The following is a 16,994-nucleotide window of genomic DNA, read 5'->3' as shown; positions in this document are numbered from 1 at the left end:
GGGGCGGGGGCGCTCGGCACCGATGCGAGAAGATGAGCAGAGGAGTCTGATTCCCGATGGACAGGTGGCGCACGTGCCCATGCCTCGTCTCCCTCCCTCTTCTTCTCTTCCAGTCTTCCCCGACCCGGGCGCCCGGACCAGCCCGGTTAGCTTCGACACTCCCCTCCCCCGCCCTCATGTTGCAAATCCCGCCTGCGGGGTCCGACGACTCCCACGTCGCCGCCCACCGCCACGGCGCCGTCCTCCACCTCGTCCTCGACCGGCCCGCCAAGAAAAACGCGCTCACGCGCGCGATGTACGCCGCGCTCGCGGACGCGCTCACGGACGCCGTCACCGACGCGAGCGTCCGGGCCGTCGTGCTCAGCGGCCGCGACGGCGTCTTCACGGGCGGCAACGACCTGGGCGACTTCATGATGGACCCGCCGACGGGCCCCGACAGCCCGGTCTTCCGGTTCCTGAAAGCCCTCGCGGGCTTCCCGAAGCCGCTGATCGCGGCGGTCGCCGGCCCGGCCATCGGCATCGGCACGACGGCGCTGCTCCACTGCGACCTCGCCTACGCCGCGCCCGACGCCGTCTTTAAAATGCCGTTCGTCGACCTCGGGCTGGTCCCCGAGGCCGCGTCGAGCGTGCTGCTGCCCCGGCTGGCGGGGCAGGTCCGCGCGGCGGAGCTGCTCCTGTTCGGCGAGCGGTTCTCGGCCGAGACCGCGTACGAGGTCGGGCTCGTGAACGCGGTCGTGGACGCCCCCGAGGCCGTGGCGCTGGAGCGGGCCGCCGTGCTGGCGTCGAAGCCGCCGGCGGCGGTGCGGATGACGAAGGCGCTCCTCCGCCACGACACCGCCGACGTCGTCGGCGACGCGTTCGCCCGCGAGGGCGCCCTGTTCGTCGAGCGGCTCGGCTCGCCCGAGGCCGCCGAGGCGTTCTCGGCCTTTTTCGAGAAGCGCGCCCCGGACTTCTCGGCCTTCGAGTAGCGGGGCAAGGGGCGACTCGCCTCCCTGGGTGGCTTCCGCGCCTCGCCGCGCTCAGCCTTCGGCCTTTGCCACCGGCCACACGGCCCCGTCGGCCTTGCCGTGGCCGGTCTCCTCGTCGAGCCGCCGGTGCTCGGCTTTGACCTCGACGCCCAGCACCTCGAGGCGGCGGCGGGCCTCGGAGTTGGCCTCCTCACACGACGACCGGTAGAGCTCGGCGACGGCGTCGAACGCCCGCTCGGCGCCGTCGACGGCGATCGCGCGGTGCTGGTTCTCGTGCGCTTCGAGCGCGCGGCGGAAGCGGCGCCAGTCGCTCTGGAGGTCCGGCGCGAGGTCGGTCGCCGGGAGCCACTCGGGCAGCGTGATGACCACGTCGAGATCGACTTCGGTGTCTCGGATGACGCAGCCGCCCGAGATCGGGGTCGGCTCGTAGCGAACGTCGAGCTCGGTCTGGGTCAGCCCGAAGAAGATGTCGTCGCCGTCGCGCGGGCCGCGGACGAGGAGCGAGCGGAGCACCTCGCGCTCCGTCGTCCCAGCGACGGCGTAGGTGCGGGCCGAGATGCGCGAGCGGATGGTCCGGGGCGGTGGGGCGGCGGGGGGCGAGGGGCCGCCGGCGGCGCTCGCGTTGCTCGACCACGTGTCGCCGGCGGCGACGGGTTGCAAGGCCTCGACGGGGTGCGCCGCCGACGGCGCCAGCGGCCCGGCAGTCAGCGCCCAGAACGAGGCGCTGCCGAGCGTGACGAGGGCGAGGGCGAAGGCGAGAAGGCGCATGGCGGATCGGGGCGGGTCAGGGTATCGACATGGGGCGCCCGCTGCTGAACCCTAGGGCGGATCGGAACGGCCCGGTTCCCATCCCCGCGACTGCCCGCACCTCCTGTAAACCCATGAGACACATGGCTCTCACACCGTGCATCCGGCGCCTCGGCGCCGTTGCGGGGGCCTACGGAGCCCCTCCCCCTCAGGCGCGACCGTCAGCGGGTTGCGCGGCTACAGCCGCGGGAGGTCGTGCACGGTCCGGTCCGTCTCGACCGCCCCCGTGTGCGCCGTCGACGCCGGCTCGAACAGGACCACCTCGGCCGTCGGGAGCGCGACGGGCCGGTGCTCGACGCCGCGCGGGACGACGACGAACTCGCCCGGCCCCAGCTCGACCGGCTCGCGGCCGCGGAGCTCGATGCGGAGCCGCCCGCTCACGACCCAGAACAGCTCGTCCTCGTCGGCGTGGTCGTGCCACACAAACGCGCCCTCCAGCTTCGCCAGCTTGACCTGCTGGCCGTTGAGGTCGGCCGCGACGTGGGGCGTCCACGTGGCGTCGAAGCTGCGGAAGGCGGCGGCGAGGTTGACGGGGGTCATAGGGCGGTCCAGGAGAGAACGGCAGCGACGGCGAGGACGGTCCAGCTGACCTCGGGCGGAAGCGCCACGAACGCCCCGGCCAGCGCGCCCGCGAACCGCCCTCCCCTGGACGGCCCGCCCTCGCGTGCGCCCAACCGGGCGCTGAGCACGACGCCGACGACGAGCCAGACGGCAAAGACGACAGTCACGATGGTCATGGCGCTAGGCGGTGGGGGCGGTGCGCTCCGTACGCGCAGCCTCGTCCTCCGGTTCGTACGCCAGCACGGGCCCGAGCCAGCGCTCGGCCTCCGCGACGGGCATCCCCTTGCGCGCCGCGTAGTCGGCCACCTGGTCGCGCCCGAGCACGCCGACGTTGAAGTAGGCCGCGTCGGGGTGGGCGAAGTAGACGCCGCAGACCGTCGCGGGCGGCGTCATCGCGAGGTGCTCCGTCAATCCGGCGCCGGTGTGCTCCCTAGCGTCGAGCAGGTCGAAGATCGTGAACTTCTCGGTGTGGTCGGGCTGGGCGGGGTAGCCCGGCGCGGGGCGGATGCCGCGGTACCGCTCGCGGACGAGGTCGTCGGTCGAGAGGTCCTCGTCGGGCGCGTAGCCCCAGGCCTGGCGGCGCACGTGGGCATGCAGGCGCTCGGCGTAGGCCTCCGCGAGCCGGTCCGCCAGCGACTGCGCCAGGATCGCGCGGTAGTCGTCGCCCGCGTCGCGGCCCGCTTGCGCGAGCGCCTCGGCGCCGTGGATAGTCACCACGAAGGCCCCGAGGTGGTCGCCCTCGGGCGCCACGAGGTCGGCGAGCGCGCGGTTCGGCTTGCCGGGCGTCTTGGCGGTCTGCTGACGCAAGGTGTGCAGGCGCACCTCGCCGTCCGCGTCGAGCACCACGTCGTCGCCGTCGCGGTGTGCGGGGAACAGGCCGAAGACGGCGCGCGGCGTGAACAGGTCGTCGGCCTCGATCTCGTCGAGCAGTTCGTTGGCCTCTTGGAACAGCTTGCGGGCGGCCTCGCCCTTGTCCGGGTCGTCGAAGATGGCGGGGAACGAGCCCCTCATCTCCCAGGCGGCGAAAAACGGACCCCAGTCGATCCACGGACGCAGGTCGGCCGTGCTCGCGGCGTCCGGGGTGATGCCGAGGGCGCGGGGGACGGGCACGTCGTCGAACGCCAGCGCCGGGGCGTTCGCACGAGCCTCCGCCAGCGGGAGGATGGTCTGCGCCCGCTGGCGGGCCGCGTAGCGCTCGCGGACGGCGGCGTACTCGTCGGTGACGTCGGCGGCGAAGGCGTCGCGGTCGGTGGAGACGAGCGCCGAGACGGTCGGGACCGACTTGCTCGCGTCGAGCACGTGGACCGCTGGGGCGGAGTAGTGCGGGGCCACCTTGACGGCCGTGTGCAGCTTCGAGGTCGTCGCCCCGCCGATCAGGAGCGGCAGCCGGATCCCGGCCCGCTCCATCTCCTTGGCGACCGCCACCATCTCGTCGAGCGAGGGCGTGATGAGGCCGGACAGCCCGACCACGTCCACGTCGTGCTCGCGGATCGCGTCCACGATCGTCTGCGACGGGACCATCACGCCCAGGTCGATCACGTCGTAGCCGTTGCAGCCGAGCACGACGCCGACGATGTTTTTGCCGATGTCGTGCACGTCGCCTTTGACGGTCGCCATGAGCACCTTCGTCCGGGCGACGGCCTCGACCTGCTCGGCCTCGATATACGGCGTGAGGTGGGCAACGGCGCGTTTCATCACCCGGGCCGACTTCACGACCTGGGGCAAGAACATTTTGCCCGCGCCGAACAGGTCGCCGACGCGGTTCATCCCGTCCATCAGCGGCCCCTCGATCACCTCCAGCGGCCGGTCATATTTCAATCGCGCCTCCTCCGTGTCGGCGTCCACGAACTCGGTGATCCCCTTGACGAGCGCGTACGCCAGCCGCTCCTCGACTGGGCCCGCGCGCCACGCCGCCGCCTTCGCCTCTTGCGCCGCGTCGGGAACGCGGTAGCTCTCTGCGAGCGCGACGAGCCGCTCCGTCGCGTCGTCGCGGCGGTCGAACAAGACGTCCTCGACGGCCTCCAACAGCGCCGGGTCGAGGTCGTCGTACACCGCGAGTTGTCCGGCGTTGACGATCCCCATGTCGAGACCGGCCTGGACGGCGTGGTACAGGAACGCCGCGTGCATCGCCTCGCGGACCGGCTCGTTTCCGCGGAACGAGAAGCTGAGGTTCGAAATCCCGCCCGAGACGCGCGCGTGCGGGAGGTGGGTCTTGATCCAGCGCGTAGCCTCGAGAAAGTCGAGCGCGTATCGGCGGTGCTCCTCGAGCCCGGTCGCCACGGCGAACACATTCGGGTCGAACACGATGTCCTCGGGCGGGACGCCGACCTCGTCTGTCAGCATCCGGTACGCGCGCTCGCAGACGGCGATGCGGCGCTCGACGGTGTCGGCCTGCCCGTCCTCGTCGAAGGCCATCACGATGACGGCCGCGCCGTAGTCGCGCGCCCGCTCGGCCTGCTGGCGGAAGCTGGCTTCCCCTTCCTTCAGCGAGATCGAGTTGACGACCGGCTTGCCCGGGACGCACTTCAAGCCGGCCTCGATGGTCGCCCACGACGACGAGTCGACGACGACGGGGACGCGCGCGATGTCGGGCTCGGCCATCGCCAGCAGGAGGAACCGCTCCATGGCCGCCGGGCCGTCGAGCATTCCCTCGTCCATGTTCACGTCGATCATCTGCGCGCCGGCCTCGACCTGCTGCGCGGCGACCGACAAGGCCTCGTCGTAGTCGCCGGCCGTGATGAGCCGCTCGAATCGCTTCGAGCCCGTCACGTTCGTCCGCTCCCCGATGTTGACCAAGTTCGTGTCGGGCCTGATCGCGAGTGTCTCCAGGCCGGCCGCGCGGAACGTCCGGACGGGCGTGGCCGGGACGCGCGGCGCGAGCCCCTCGACCGCCCCGGCAATCGCCTCGATGTGGGCGGGCGTCGTCCCACAGCACCCGCCGACGAGGTTGAGCCACCCCTCCTCCGCGTAGTCGCGCGCCTGCTGGGCCATGAACGCGGGCCCCTCGTCGTACCCGCCGAGCTCGTTCGGCAGCCCCGCGTTCGGGTACAGGCTCGTGTACACGGGCACGGCCGCCGCCAGCTCCGCGATGAACGGGCGCATCTGGGCGCTCCCCAGCGCGCAGTTGAGGCCCACCGACAGCAGGTTCGGCGCGTGCGCGAGCGAGTGGTAAAAGGCCTCGACGGTCTGCCCGACGAGGGTCCGCCCGCTCTGGTCGACGACGGTCCCGGAGAGCATCACCGGGGGCAGGCTCCCGTGCTGGCGGCGGTGCTCGCGCAAGGCCACGACGGCCGCCTTGGCGTTGAGCGTGTCGAAGATGGTCTCGACGAGCAGCACGTCCGCGCCGCCGTCGACGAGCCCGCGGACCTGCTCGGCGTAGGCCTCTTTGACCTGGTCGAAGGTGACCGCGCGCGCGCCGGGGTCCTCCACGTCCGGCGACAGCGACAGCGTCCGGTTCATCGGGCCGATGGAGCCGGCGACGAAGCGCGGGCGGTCGGCGGTGCTCGCGTCGTCGGCGGCGGCGCGCGCGAGGCGGGCGGCGGCGACGTTGAGCTCGTACGCCAGGTCCGACAGCCCGTAGTCGGCGAGCGAGACCGCCTGGGCGTTAAACGTGTTCGTCGTCGCGAGGTCGGCGCCCGCCGCGAAATAGCTCGCGTGGACGCCGCGGACGAGATCGGGCTGCGTGAGCGCGAGCAGGTCGTTGGCGCCCGCGAGCGACTCGGGCCAATCGGCGAATCGGTCGCCGCGCAGGTCGGCCTCGGTGACGCCGGCGGCCTGGATCATCGTGCCCATGCCCCCGTCGAGGAGCAGGATGCGGGCGTCGAGGATCGGGCGGAGCGTGTCGAGGGTCACGGGATCGGCGGCGGAGCGGGCCGCAAGCTAGGCCGGTGCCGGGGCCTCGATCCGGGCCGATCGCGCCGGAAGCGCTCCCAATCGCGCGAGGCCGCGCCTAGAGCCCGAGCGCCTTGCGGATGCGGTCGCCGTGCAGCGTCACCGACGGCACGACGACCACCTCGCCGTCGCCCGCCAGCGGCGACGGGCTGTAGAAGACGCCCAGTTCGGGGGCGACCGCGAGGTCCGGCCACCCGATGCGCGCGCCGAAAAACAAGCCGAGGGCCGGAGCCGTCGCGAGCGCGTCGCCCGCGAACGGCGTCAGGTCCTGGAGCCGGACGCCGCCGTAGGGCACAACCTGCGGCGCGACCGCGAGCGGGCCGGGTGAGGCCACGACGGTCGCCTCGGCGTGCAGGTGGCGCGAGCCGATCACGCCCGCGCCGACGAGCACCGCGACTCCCTCCTCGGAGCCGAGCGGCCCGGCCACCTTGCGCTTGTAGGTCGCCGTCAGGCTCCCCAGCCCGACCAAGCGGACCCCCACGTCGGACCGCTCATCGAGCCCGAGCCGGGCCTCGTTGCCGACCGCAAGGGCCGCGCCGCCGGGCTCGTCGTCGGCCTGCAAGTCGCGGCGGGCGGAGGCCACCTGGAGCACGACCGACGGCCGGACCTCTTGAGGCGCGACGGTGTCGGGCGGCGCGCCGACGGCGTACGGGACGCAGCCGGACAGGCCGACGAGGGCGGCGAGCGCCGCGAGGCGGGGGGGCGACATGCCGCAAGCTAGTGGCTCGGCGGGGCCCGGGGCCGCTGGCCTCCGGCGGACTGGCTCGCGACGGCCCGGAGACATGCGAGGGCGGCCCCGACGGCCGTTCGCCGCGCAACCGCGGCCCGGCGCCCCCGTAGGGCACGGCCTCCGGCGTCCGCCCCGACTTCACAGGGTTGACGCCACTCTGCGACAACTCCACGACGCGCGCCGCGTCGGAGGCCCCTTCCCGATCCCCCCGGCCATGCCCCTCCGTTCGTTCCTCCCGCTCGTCGCCCTGCTGCTGGCGGCCCCCGCCGTTGCCCAGGGCGGCCAGCCCCAGGGCGCCGTCACGGCCACCATCGTCGACGCCGCGACCGGCGCGCCGCTGCCCTCGGCCACGCTGGCGCTGTACGCCGCGCGCGACACCTCGTTCGCGACCGGCGGCGCGGCCGTCGCCGACGGCACCGTCACCATCGACCCGGTTCGGCCGGGCTCCTACCTCGCCCGCGTCAGCTTTATCGGCTACGAGACGGCCCAGATCGAGACGTTCACCGTCGCCGTCGGCGCGCCGGCCGCGCTCGGCGAGATCCGGCTGGCGGAGGACGCGGCGATCCTCGACGAGGCCGAGGTGACCGCCCAGCGCGACTTCGTGGAGCAGCAGGCCGACCGGACGGTCTACAACGTCCAGGAGCAGGCCGTGACGGCGGGCGGCAGCGCGCTCGAAACGTTGCAGACGCTGCCCTCGCTCGAGGTCGACACCGACGGCAACATCTCGCTGCGCGGCAACCAGAACGTGGTCATCCAGATCAACGGGCGGCCGACGCCGGTGCGCGGGGCGTTCTTGGCGGCGCTCCTGCGCCAGATCCCGGCCGACAAGATCGAGCGCGTCGAGGTGATCCCGAACCCGAGCGCCAAGTACGAGCCCGACGGCATGAGCGGGATCGTCAACATCGTGCTCGCCGAGGGCACCAACCGCGGCTTGTCCGGCGGCTTCACGCTCGGTGCTGGCACGGAGGTGAGCGGGAACGCGGGCGCCAACCTCAGCTACCAGAGCGGCGACTGGGACCTCAACGGCCAGTACGGCCTGCGCTACGGCGAGCGCGGCGTGTCGATCACGTCGTCGCAGCGGTTCGTCAACGGCACCCCGATCCTGAGCCAGATCGGGCTCAACGACAACGAGGACCTCTCCAACTTTTTCAACGGCTCGGCGACGTACACGCTGTCGCAAGGCACGACGCTCTCGGCCGAGGGCTCGCTGGGCATCCGCTCCAACGGCTCGACCGGCCTCACCGACTTCGACCGCACGACGGACGGCCAGCTCGTCGAGTCGGAGCGGGCGACGGACAACGACGGCGACGGCATGAACGGCGACCTCGCGCTCGTCTTCCGCAAGCAGTTCCAGGCGGCGGGCGGCGGCCAGGGCGCGGCGGGCGGCACGGGCGGCGGCGGGCGCGGCGGCTTCCGGGGCGGCTTCGGCGGCCCGCGCGGCGGCGGCGGCACACAGGGCGGCCACGAGCTCGCCGTCGAGACGCGCTACACGCACAACGGCACCGACGGGCTCGGGCTCTTTACCGACTTCAACACCGGGCTCGTCACCGGCCTGCAGTCGCAGCTCCAGGACCAGACCAATGACGAGGCCTCGTTCCAGGTCGACTACACCCAGCCGCTGGGCGCGGGCAAGCTCGAGGTCGGCACCAAGCTCAGCTCCGAGTGGGTCGCCAGCGACAGCCGCGTCGAGACGGGCCCGACGATGGACGACTTGGTCGTCGACCCGAACCAGACGAACGCGTTCGACTACGACCGCCAGATCGCGGCGGTCTACCTCCAGGGCGCGCGCGGCTTCGGGCCGCTCCAGGTCCAGGCCGGCGTCCGCGCCGAGTACGCCCGGCGCGCGTTCGACCTGTCGACCGAGGTGCCCGAGGCGTACCGCCAGGGCCTCGACCTGACCGAGACCGAGCAGGACTACACGAGCCTGTTCCCGAGCGCCTTCGTGACCTACGCCTTCGAGCCGGGCTCGCTCGTCAAGGGCTCGTACTCGCGCCGCATCGAGCGGCCGCGGACGTTCTTCCTCAACCCCTTCCCGGACCTCTCGGACACGACGTTCGTCCGCGTCGGCACGCCCAACCTGCGGCCCGAGTACACCGACTCGTTCGAGCTCACGCTCCAGTACAAGTTTTTCGCGACGCTGACCCCGTTCTACCGCCGCACGACCGACGTCATCTCGCGCCGCGTGTTCACCGACGCCGAGACGGGCGTGAGCGTCTTCCGGCCCGGCAACCTCGACGCGGAGAGCAACTACGGCGCCGACCTCACGCTGTTCGGCCAGTTCCTGGGCGGCGCCGTCCGCGGCTTCGTCAGCTCCAGCCTGTACCAGTCGGTGACGACGGACCCGGAGCCGGGCGAGGCCGACACGAAGGCGCTCGCGTACGACGCGCGGACGAGCCTGCAGCTCAAGGTCCGCGAGGGGACGGAGGTCCAGCTGTTCGCCTTCTACCGCGGCCCGCAAAAGACGGTCGACGGCCGGCGCGGCGCGTTCGTGTTCTCGAACATCGGCCTCAACCAGACGCTCTCGGAGCAGCTCCGGCTCTCGGCCCGCGTCAACGACCCGTTCGGGCTGGCGAAGTTCGAGTTCGAGACGAACGACGGCGTCTTCCTGCGCAACACCGAGTTCGACCCGAGCATCCAGAGCGCCTCGTTCACGCTGACGTATACGTTCGGCAGCAACCAGCGGCGCCCGACGCAGCAGCCCCAGGGCGGCGGCGTCGACGACGGCGGGTTCGGCATCTAGGGAGTCCAGAATGGTTCTGTGGAGGGGGGATGGGCCGACGCCTGTCCCCCCTCGCGTTGTGTGAGCGTCAGGCTGACCGCCCGCCAAATGGGCACATCTGCCCATGCGGTGCGGTGGGGGATCGGCGGAGACTGAGGCGTTCCGTCCGCCCCCTCTCTCCATGCCTCGTCCTGCCCTCCGCGCGCTGCTCGTCCTGACCCTGCTCGGCGTGGCGCTCGCCGCGTGCGCCGGGGTCGACGCCGACCCGTACCCCGAGGTCGCGCCGACCGTGCGCGGGGTGGTCGCCTCCGTCCGGCACAGCGCCACCGCCAGCGGGTTGCTCGTCGAGCCCGTCGGCGACGCGTGCGGGCTGCAGGCCGTCGCCGACGACTACACGCGCGTCTCGCGGCGCCTGCGGTCGGGGCGGCTGGCGCCAGCGCGGATCGGCGAGGTCCGCGAGGGCGACACCGTCGAGGTGTTCGTGGATGGGCCCGTGGCCGCGATGTGCCCGCGCGAGGGCCACGCCGCCGCCATCGTGATCGTGCCCTCGCGGAGGCGGACTTGACCGCCCGCCCCATCGCCATGCCCGCCCCGTCCCATCGCCGCCCGTCGGCGTCAGCCCTTCCCCCCGTCCGCCGGCGCGCCCCCGCGCCGGCGGCGTCCGGCGGCGCCTTTTTCGTGCCCGACGAGCCGCTCCGCCGGCTCCTCGAGAACGCCTCCGACCTCATCCAGGTCGTCAGCCCGACGGCGGGCATCCTGTACTCGAGCCCGTCCGTCGAGCGGCTGCTCGGCTACACGCCCGCCGAGCTCCTGGGCCGGTCCACGCTCGCGTACATCCATCCCGACGACCGCGCGCCGATCCAGCGCGAGATCGAGGCGCTGCTCGCGGAGCCCGGCGCGACGCGCACCGCGACGTACCGCGTGCGCCACGCCGACGGCCGGTGGCGTGTGCTGGAGGCGCGGGGCCGGACGCTCTCGCCCGCCGGCCCCGACGAGGACCTCGTCGTCCACGCGCATGACGTGACCGAGCGCGTCGACGCGGAGGCCGCGCTACGCGCCAGCGAGGAGCACTTCCGGCGGCTCATCGAGAACGCCTCGGACATGATCCAGATCGTCGACGCCCACGCCCAGATCGTGTACACGGGCCCGTCGGTCCACCGCCTGCTCGGCTACACCCCGGAGGAGATCGCCGGGCAGCCGGCGCTCGGCTTCCTCCACCCCGACGACGTGCCCCAGGCGACGGCCTCGCTGGGGACGCTGGCGGCGGCGCCGGGGACCAGCCTGACCATCGGGTACCGCGTCAGGCACAAGGACGGTCGGTGGCGCCACTTCGAGGCCAACTGCCGCACGCTCGCGCCCGACGGCGCCGACGAGGGGTTCGTGGTCAACGCCCGCGACATGACCGAGCGCGTCGAGGCCGAGGCGGCGCTGCGGCGGGCGCAGGACCGGATCGTCCAGCAGGAGACGCTGGCGGGGCTCGGCCGGATGGCGGCGGGGATCGCGCACGAGTTGATGAACCCGCTCAACTTCGTGACCAACTTCGCCGACCTCTCGGTCGAGCTGGCCGACGACCTGCGCACCCGGCTCGCGGGCCCGGACGCCGACGGGCTCTTGGACGACCTCGCCGCGAACGCCCGCGCGATCGCCGCGCACGGCCGCCGCGCCGACGCCATCGTCCGCCGCATGCTGGCGCATGCGAGCGCGCCGGGCGCGCGCCAGCGGGCGCCCGTCAACGGCGTCGTGACCGACTACGCCACGCTCGCCGCGAGCACCTGGCGCGCCGAGCACCCGGACCGGGAGGTGGCGATCGAGCTCGCGCTCGACGCGTCGGCCGGGGAGGTCGAGGGCGACCTCCGGTCGATCGGGCGGGCGGTCGCCAGCGTGGTCACGAACGCGTTCGACGCCGCCGCCGCGCCGGGCCGGGTGGGCGCGCAGGTGACGGTCCGCACGGCCGGGGCCGAGGGCCAGGTCGAGGTGGTCGTCGAGGACACCGGGCTGGGGGTCTCAGAGGCGGTGCGGGCCCGGCTCTTCGAGCCCTTTTTCACGACCAAGGCGCCCGGCAGCGGGCACGTCGGCCTGGGGCTCTCGCTCGCCCACGACGTCGTGGTGCGCGGCCACGGCGGGCGAATCGACGTGTCGCGAGCGGTTGGCGGGGGGGCGGCGTTCACCCTCGCCCTCCCGACGGCGACTCGCCAGGCGCGTCGACGGGGCTCGGGGCCCTAAAGCGCGCCGTAAAAACAGCGGGATGAGAGCGTGCGGCGGTCGAGTCAGGCCCGGGGCGACGTACACTCGCGGCCGACACCTGCGCTGGGGTCCGCGTGCCCGGCGCCCCGCGTCGCATGCGCCTCTCCACGAGCGACCTCGCCCGGCTCGGCGCCGCCAACCAGCTGTTGCTGAGCCCCCTCGCCGCGCCCGACCCGCAGGCCTGGCTGCTCGCGGCCGGCGCCGCCGTCCGCGACCTCGTCGGCGGCACGGGCGTCGTCGTCCAGATCGGGTCCGAGGCCTTCCCGTTCGCCAGCGAGGACGCCACGGACGTGGTCGCGAGTCTCCAGACGATGGTCGACGCCGTCCAGGCCGACGGCGTCCGCTTTAGCGACCCGGTGACGGACCTGTGGAACCGGCTCCGCCGCGAGCGGGCCCTCCACACGTTCAGCTGGGACGCCAACCGCCAGCTCGTCGAGGCGCACGGCGTGCAGCTCCGGCAGGGTCTCCTGATCGACGCGCTCCGCCGCCAGGGCTACCGCGACTTCGTGGGCATGGTGGACCGCGCGCCCGACGGCGAGGCGATGGTGTGGGTCTTGCACCGCCGCCACGGCGCCTTCCCCCACGCCGAGCGGACCGACGCGCTCCTGGCCGTGCTGCTCCCCGCGTTCCGCGCGGGCCTCGACACGGTCGCCCGCTTCGGCACGCACCGGGCCGCGCTCGACGCCATCGACGCCCCGCTGCTGGCGCTCGGCCCCGACGGGCGCGAGCGCCACCGCACGCCCGCCTTGTCTCGCCTGCTCGCGGACCCCGCCGAGGCATCGGCGCTCGCGCCAGCGCTGGCGCGTCTCGGGCGCCACGCGCTGCGTCTCCGAGACCCGGACGCCCGCCCGGCCGCGGGCGGGGAGGCGACCGTGACCACCGGCTGCGGCCGCTATACGCTCCGCGCGACGGCCCTCCCCCCCGGCCTCTTCGGCGCCGAGCCCACGCTGCTCGTCACCGTGGAGCCGCCACTCGCGCCGGCGCTGCCGCCCCCCGAGGCCGTCCGCGAGCGCCACGGGCTGACGCCGCGCGAGGCCGAGGTCGCCGTGCTGCTCGCCCAGGGGTGCTCGAACGCCGACCTGGCCGAGCGCCTGTTCGTCAGCCCGCACACGGCGCGGCACCACGTCGAAAACGTGCTCGCCAAGCTGGAGGTGGGGAGCCGGGCCGGCGTCGCCGCCCGCCTGCTGACGGGCTAGCCTCAATCGGCCGGTTGCCCCCAGGCATTTGGCACGGGCTCGCCGGGCTGCACCAGCCACGCCGCCAGCAGGGCCCACCCCACGACGGGCACCAAGAGGAGCGCCGCCCAAAAGCTCGTCCGGCCGACGTCGTGGAGGCGCCGGGCGATCAGCGACAGCGCGGGGAAGAAGGTGAGCGCGGCGTACGTCGCGAACACCATCCCGCCCGCGACGAACCCCAGCGCCGCCTGCTCGGCGACGACGGCCGACGCCAGCAGCAGCGTCAGCCCGATGCCGCCGTGGACGAGCCAGAACCCCCAGAACGCGGACCGCGACGCCCGGCCGTCGAAGTCGGCGAAGCGGGCCAGGGTATCGAGGTAGGCGGCGGGCGGGGACACGGCGACGGCGGGAACGCGGGACCGCAAGCTCGCGCTCGGGCGGCCCCGTAACGGGCGACAGCGCTACGGCATTCCGATGCGTCACGCCTGCACCCCGCGCCGCGATCCAGCCGACTCCAGCGCTCGCGATTCTCAGAAACGGGCCGGTCGGCGCCAGCGGCCCGGGGCCGCCCCGCTACTCGACCCAGTCGGCGACGAAGACGTTGGTATCGCGGCTGGGCGTGCGGCTGAGGTTCCGGTTCGAGGCGAAGACGAGCCGGGTGCCGTCGGGCGAGAACATGGGGAAGGCGTCGAAGGTGCCGCTGAACGTCACGCGCTCGAGGTCGCCCGAGGCGATGTCGACCAGGAAGAGGTCGAACTCGCGGCCGCCCTCGGCCATCGTGTGGTGGTTGCTCGCGAAGATGAGCGACTCGCCGGAGGGGTGGAAAAACGGCGCCCAGTTGGCGCCGGGCAGGCGCGTCACGCGGCGCGCGTTCGCGCCGTCGATGTCGGCCACGTAGAGGTCGAGCGCGCCGGGCTCGACGGTGTCGTTCGCCAGGAGGGCGCGGTAGGCGTCGGCGGCGGCGCCGGTCGGGCGCGACGAGCGCCAGACGATCTGGGTGCCGTCGGGCGAGAAAAAGGCGCCGCCGTCGTAGCCGAGCGTGTCGGTGAGCTGGAGGAGCTCGCCGGTCGCCACCTCGAACCGCCACAGCTCGAGGTCGCCGGAGCGCGTCGAGGTAAAGATGACGAACCGGCCGTCGGGGCTGACGGTGGCCTCGGCGTCGTAGCCGGGCCCGCCGATCAAGAGCTCGGTGTTCGAGCCGTCGGCGTCGGCGACGAAGATGTCGTAGGTCGGGAAAATGTCCCAGACGTAGCGGCCGGTCTGGGAGGCCGCGGTCACGGGGCAAGCCGGGCCGCCGGGATGCGTCGAGGCGTAAACGACGCGGTCGTCGGTCAGGAAGTAGCCGCACGTCGTCCGGCCCCTCCCGGTCGAGACGAGCGTCGCGCCGTCGCCGTCCGGGCCCGCCCCGTCGGCGACGGACATCACGAACTGCTGGTCGCAGCCCTGCGAGTTGATGGCCGACCAGTCGCTCTGGAAAATGAGCCGGTCGCCGTCGGGGCTCCAGTACGCCTCGGCGTTGTTGCCGCCGAACGTGAGCTGGCGGACGTTGCGCAGGTGGCGCTCGCCGTCGAAGCGGAGCGGGTCGTCGGCGTCGACCTCGGGGGCCTCGGCGGGCGCCCCGGTGATGGGCCGGTCGGCGTTCGCCGACTGGACCGCCTCGCGCTCGGTCTCGGCGAGGTCCGCGCGGACGGCCTGGCAGGCGGGGAGGGTGGCGAGGACGGCGAAGAGAACGGCGAAGCGCATCGGGCGGGGAGGGATCCGCGCCGCCAACCCGCGCCCCCCCACCCGTGTTGCCGCGGACGCCTGATTTCCCGAGTCTTCGAGCCCCGGCCGACGCCCCGCACGAATCACCGGCGCCCGAGCGCGGTACGCACGCGCCCCCCTCGCCGCCATGTTCGATGTCGTCCCCCTAGGCGTCGGCGCTGCCGTCCCCACCGCCTCGCGCCACCTGTCCGGCACGCTCGTCCGCCGCGAGGGCCGGAGCGTGCTGTTCGACTGCGGCGAGGGCGCTCAGCTCCAGCTCGTCCGGGGCGGCTTGACGCGCGGCCCGCTCGACGCCATCTGCGTCACGCACCTCCACGGCGACCACCTGTTCGGCCTGCCCGGCCTGCTGACGACGCTGTCGCTGCTCGAGCGCGACACGCCGCTCACGGTCGTCGGGCCCCAGGGGATCGCCGGGATCGCCTCGCTGCCCGGGGTCGCCGCCATCCCCTACCCCCTCACCTTCCGCGAGCTGACCGACGAGGACGGCGCGGTCGTGTTCGAGGACGACGGAATCACCATCGAGGCGCGGCCCCTCGAGCACCGCGTGCCGTGCTGGGGGTACCGGTACCAGGAGCGCGAGCGCCCGGGCAGCATCGACGGGGCGGCGGCCCGGGCGGCGGGCGTGACGGAGGGCTGGCAGTTCGAGGCCCTCAAGCGGGGCGAGACGGTCGCGCTGGCGGACGGGACCGAGCTCGCGCCGGACGGGCTCGTCGGGCCGCCCCGGCCGGGCGGGGCCTTCGCGTACGTGCTCGACACCGTCCCCTGCGACGGCGGCCGGGCGCTCGCCCGTGAGGCCGACTTGTTGCTCCACGAGGCGACGTTCACCCAGGCCCACGCCGACCGCGCCGAGGCCGTCGCGCATTCGACCGCGCGCCAGGCCGCTGAGGTGGCCCGCGACGCCGGCGCCCGGCGCCTGCTGCTCACCCACTTCTCGGCGCGCTACGCCGAGACGGACGGCCTGGTGGCCGAGGCGCGGGCCGTCTTCCCCGAGTCGGAGGCCGCCGAAGAGCTCCGGCGCTACGAGGTCCGGCGCTAAGGCGCCGCCGCGAGCGTCGGTCTTGAGGTCGCTGCTGTCGTCAAGGCCCGAGGGAGCGCTTGGCCGCCACGCTCATCTGGCCGTCGGCGAAGAGCCGAGCCGTCTCGACCCGGCGGAGGTTCTCCTCGGTCGCGTTCGACTGGTTGAACAGGGTCCAGTCGCGCCCCCCCGGCCCGGCCTTGAGCACGACGCCCGGGACGCCCTCGGCCGGGACCCACCGGCCGCGAGACGGCCGCCGCTCGTGCCCCCGCCAGACGTAGGTGCCGTCGGCCCCGACCCGGAGCGTCTCCGTCGCCGCGCCGTACGAGACCTCCGTCGTCTCCGTCCGCCCCTCGGCGTACGTGTTCACGGCCATCGTTTCGCCGAGCGCCCAGACCCCGACAAAGTGGGACGTCCACCAGGGCTCCCGGTCGAGCCCGGCCACGAGGCCCCAGTCGGACCAGTCGCCATCGCCGCCGAAGCGGTCGTCGGCGACGCGGTACTTCCGCTCGTAGGCCCGGGACGCGAGGGTCCCGTCGTTCGTCGCGTTGCCCACGTCGGTAACGGTCCCCGACCGCCAGCCGGCGGCGGTCCAGACCTGGACCCGGTCGCCGACCCGGTACGTGCCGAACGGCGCCCAACGGGTGCCGCCGGTGGTCCGCGGGAGGGTCGGGGCCGGAGTCGGGGCCGGCGGCGGGACGGGGCGGGGCGGGTCCGCCGGGGCGAGCGGGTCGGGGACGCCAAGATGCCCCGCGAGGAGCCGCGAGGCCTCCGCGTCCCTCTCCGAGACCGCGTACTGGAGCGCCGTCCACCCGTCGTCCGTGCTCCGGAGCGAGGCGTCGGCCCCCCGCTCCAGGAGGTGGGCGAGCGCCGCGTGGCTCTTCCACCGGGCCGCGTGCATCAGCGCGGTCTTGCCTGTGCTGTAGCAATCGATGCCGACCCCGGCATCGAGGAGGGCGACGAGCTCGGAGAGGTCGCTAGCGGGGGAGGACGCGACGAACGCCAGCCGAGACGCCCGCTCGCAGGACTGCGCGGCGGCAGAGGGGGTCGCGGCGGCCGTGGCGGCCAGCCCGATGATCACCCAGACACACGTCGAGAGGGTCACCGATGGGAGCCGAGG

The 16,994-nt window shown here is 73.7% G+C and carries 14 protein-coding genes; 6 read left to right on the top strand and 8 right to left on the bottom strand.

Annotated elements, in window-relative coordinates; translation table 11 throughout:
- Positions 1 to 176: 176 nt before the first annotated feature.
- Positions 177 to 968 carry an enoyl-CoA hydratase gene (locus ACLIRP_RS01600; RefSeq protein ID WP_412062205.1) on the top strand — a complete coding sequence of 264 codons (792 nt, stop codon included), beginning with the start codon at positions 177 to 179 and terminating at the stop codon, positions 966 to 968.
- A 51-nt stretch (positions 969 to 1,019) separates the two neighbouring features.
- On the opposite strand, the gene ACLIRP_RS01595 is transcribed toward ACLIRP_RS01600, so the two are convergent.
- The 5 genes from ACLIRP_RS01595 to ACLIRP_RS01575 form a co-directional block, all read right to left on the bottom strand.
- Complete coding sequence (locus ACLIRP_RS01595) at positions 1,020 to 1,736, bottom strand: DUF922 domain-containing protein (protein ID WP_412062204.1); 717 nt, start codon at positions 1,734 to 1,736, stop codon at positions 1,020 to 1,022.
- A gap of 216 nt (positions 1,737 to 1,952) precedes the next feature.
- On the bottom strand, positions 1,953 to 2,315 hold the full coding sequence (locus tag ACLIRP_RS01590) for a cupin domain-containing protein (protein ID WP_412062203.1): 363 nt from the start codon (positions 2,313 to 2,315) through the stop codon (positions 1,953 to 1,955).
- Positions 2,312 to 2,512 (bottom strand): hypothetical protein, encoded by a 201-nt coding sequence (locus ACLIRP_RS01585; RefSeq protein WP_412062202.1) that lies wholly within the window; start codon positions 2,510 to 2,512, stop codon positions 2,312 to 2,314. Before ACLIRP_RS01585 ends, ACLIRP_RS01590 begins: the two co-directional genes overlap by 4 nt.
- Positions 2,513 to 2,516: 4 nt before the next feature.
- On the bottom strand, positions 2,517 to 6,188 hold the full coding sequence (metH, locus tag ACLIRP_RS01580; protein ID WP_412062201.1) for a methionine synthase: 3,672 nt from the start codon (positions 6,186 to 6,188) through the stop codon (positions 2,517 to 2,519).
- A 97-nt stretch (positions 6,189 to 6,285) separates the two neighbouring features.
- Positions 6,286 to 6,936, bottom strand: coding sequence for a hypothetical protein (locus tag ACLIRP_RS01575; RefSeq protein ID WP_412062200.1), 651 nt, complete (start codon positions 6,934 to 6,936; stop codon positions 6,286 to 6,288).
- 235 nt (positions 6,937 to 7,171) lie between these two features.
- Between ACLIRP_RS01575 and ACLIRP_RS01570 the strand changes: the two genes are divergently transcribed.
- The 4 genes from ACLIRP_RS01570 (at position 7,172) to ACLIRP_RS01555 (ending at position 13,116) form a co-directional block, all read left to right on the top strand.
- Complete coding sequence (locus ACLIRP_RS01570) at positions 7,172 to 9,697, top strand: TonB-dependent receptor domain-containing protein (RefSeq protein WP_412062199.1); 2,526 nt, start codon at positions 7,172 to 7,174, stop codon at positions 9,695 to 9,697.
- Positions 9,698 to 9,857: 160 nt separating this feature from the next.
- Positions 9,858 to 10,241: a hypothetical protein gene (locus ACLIRP_RS01565; RefSeq protein WP_412062198.1), complete on the top strand. Its 384-nt coding sequence runs from the start codon at positions 9,858 to 9,860 to the stop codon at positions 10,239 to 10,241.
- 17 nt (positions 10,242 to 10,258) lie between these two features.
- Positions 10,259 to 11,899 carry a PAS domain S-box protein gene (locus ACLIRP_RS01560; protein ID WP_412062197.1) on the top strand — a complete coding sequence of 547 codons (1,641 nt, stop codon included), beginning with the start codon at positions 10,259 to 10,261 and terminating at the stop codon, positions 11,897 to 11,899.
- 116 nt (positions 11,900 to 12,015) lie between these two features.
- Positions 12,016 to 13,116 carry a LuxR C-terminal-related transcriptional regulator gene (locus ACLIRP_RS01555; RefSeq protein ID WP_412062196.1) on the top strand — a complete coding sequence of 367 codons (1,101 nt, stop codon included), beginning with the start codon at positions 12,016 to 12,018 and terminating at the stop codon, positions 13,114 to 13,116.
- A gap of 2 nt (positions 13,117 to 13,118) precedes the next feature.
- Here ACLIRP_RS01555 and ACLIRP_RS01550 read toward each other — a convergent pair whose 3' ends face one another.
- Positions 13,119 to 13,493: a DUF805 domain-containing protein gene (locus tag ACLIRP_RS01550; RefSeq protein WP_412062195.1), complete on the bottom strand. Its 375-nt coding sequence runs from the start codon at positions 13,491 to 13,493 to the stop codon at positions 13,119 to 13,121.
- A gap of 175 nt (positions 13,494 to 13,668) precedes the next feature.
- Positions 13,669 to 14,838: a hypothetical protein gene (locus ACLIRP_RS01545; protein WP_412062194.1), complete on the bottom strand. Its 1,170-nt coding sequence runs from the start codon at positions 14,836 to 14,838 to the stop codon at positions 13,669 to 13,671.
- 148 nt (positions 14,839 to 14,986) lie between these two features.
- Between ACLIRP_RS01545 and rnz the strand changes: the two genes are divergently transcribed.
- Positions 14,987 to 15,895: a ribonuclease Z gene (gene rnz, locus ACLIRP_RS01540; protein ID WP_412062193.1), complete on the top strand. Its 909-nt coding sequence runs from the start codon at positions 14,987 to 14,989 to the stop codon at positions 15,893 to 15,895.
- A 40-nt stretch (positions 15,896 to 15,935) separates the two neighbouring features.
- Here the strand turns inward: rnz and ACLIRP_RS01535 are convergent, their stop codons facing one another.
- Positions 15,936 to 16,979, bottom strand: a complete 1,044-nt coding sequence (locus ACLIRP_RS01535; protein ID WP_412062192.1) for an ankyrin repeat domain-containing protein — start codon at positions 16,977 to 16,979, stop codon at positions 15,936 to 15,938.
- Positions 16,980 to 16,994: the final 15 nt, after the last annotated feature.

The sequence above is a fragment of the Rubrivirga halophila genome, from assembly GCF_046845755.1.
Taxonomy (GTDB): domain Bacteria; phylum Bacteroidota; class Rhodothermia; order Rhodothermales; family Rubricoccaceae; genus Rubrivirga.
Note: the sequence above shows the minus strand (reverse complement) of the source record. Positions and strands in the feature narration are given on the sequence as shown.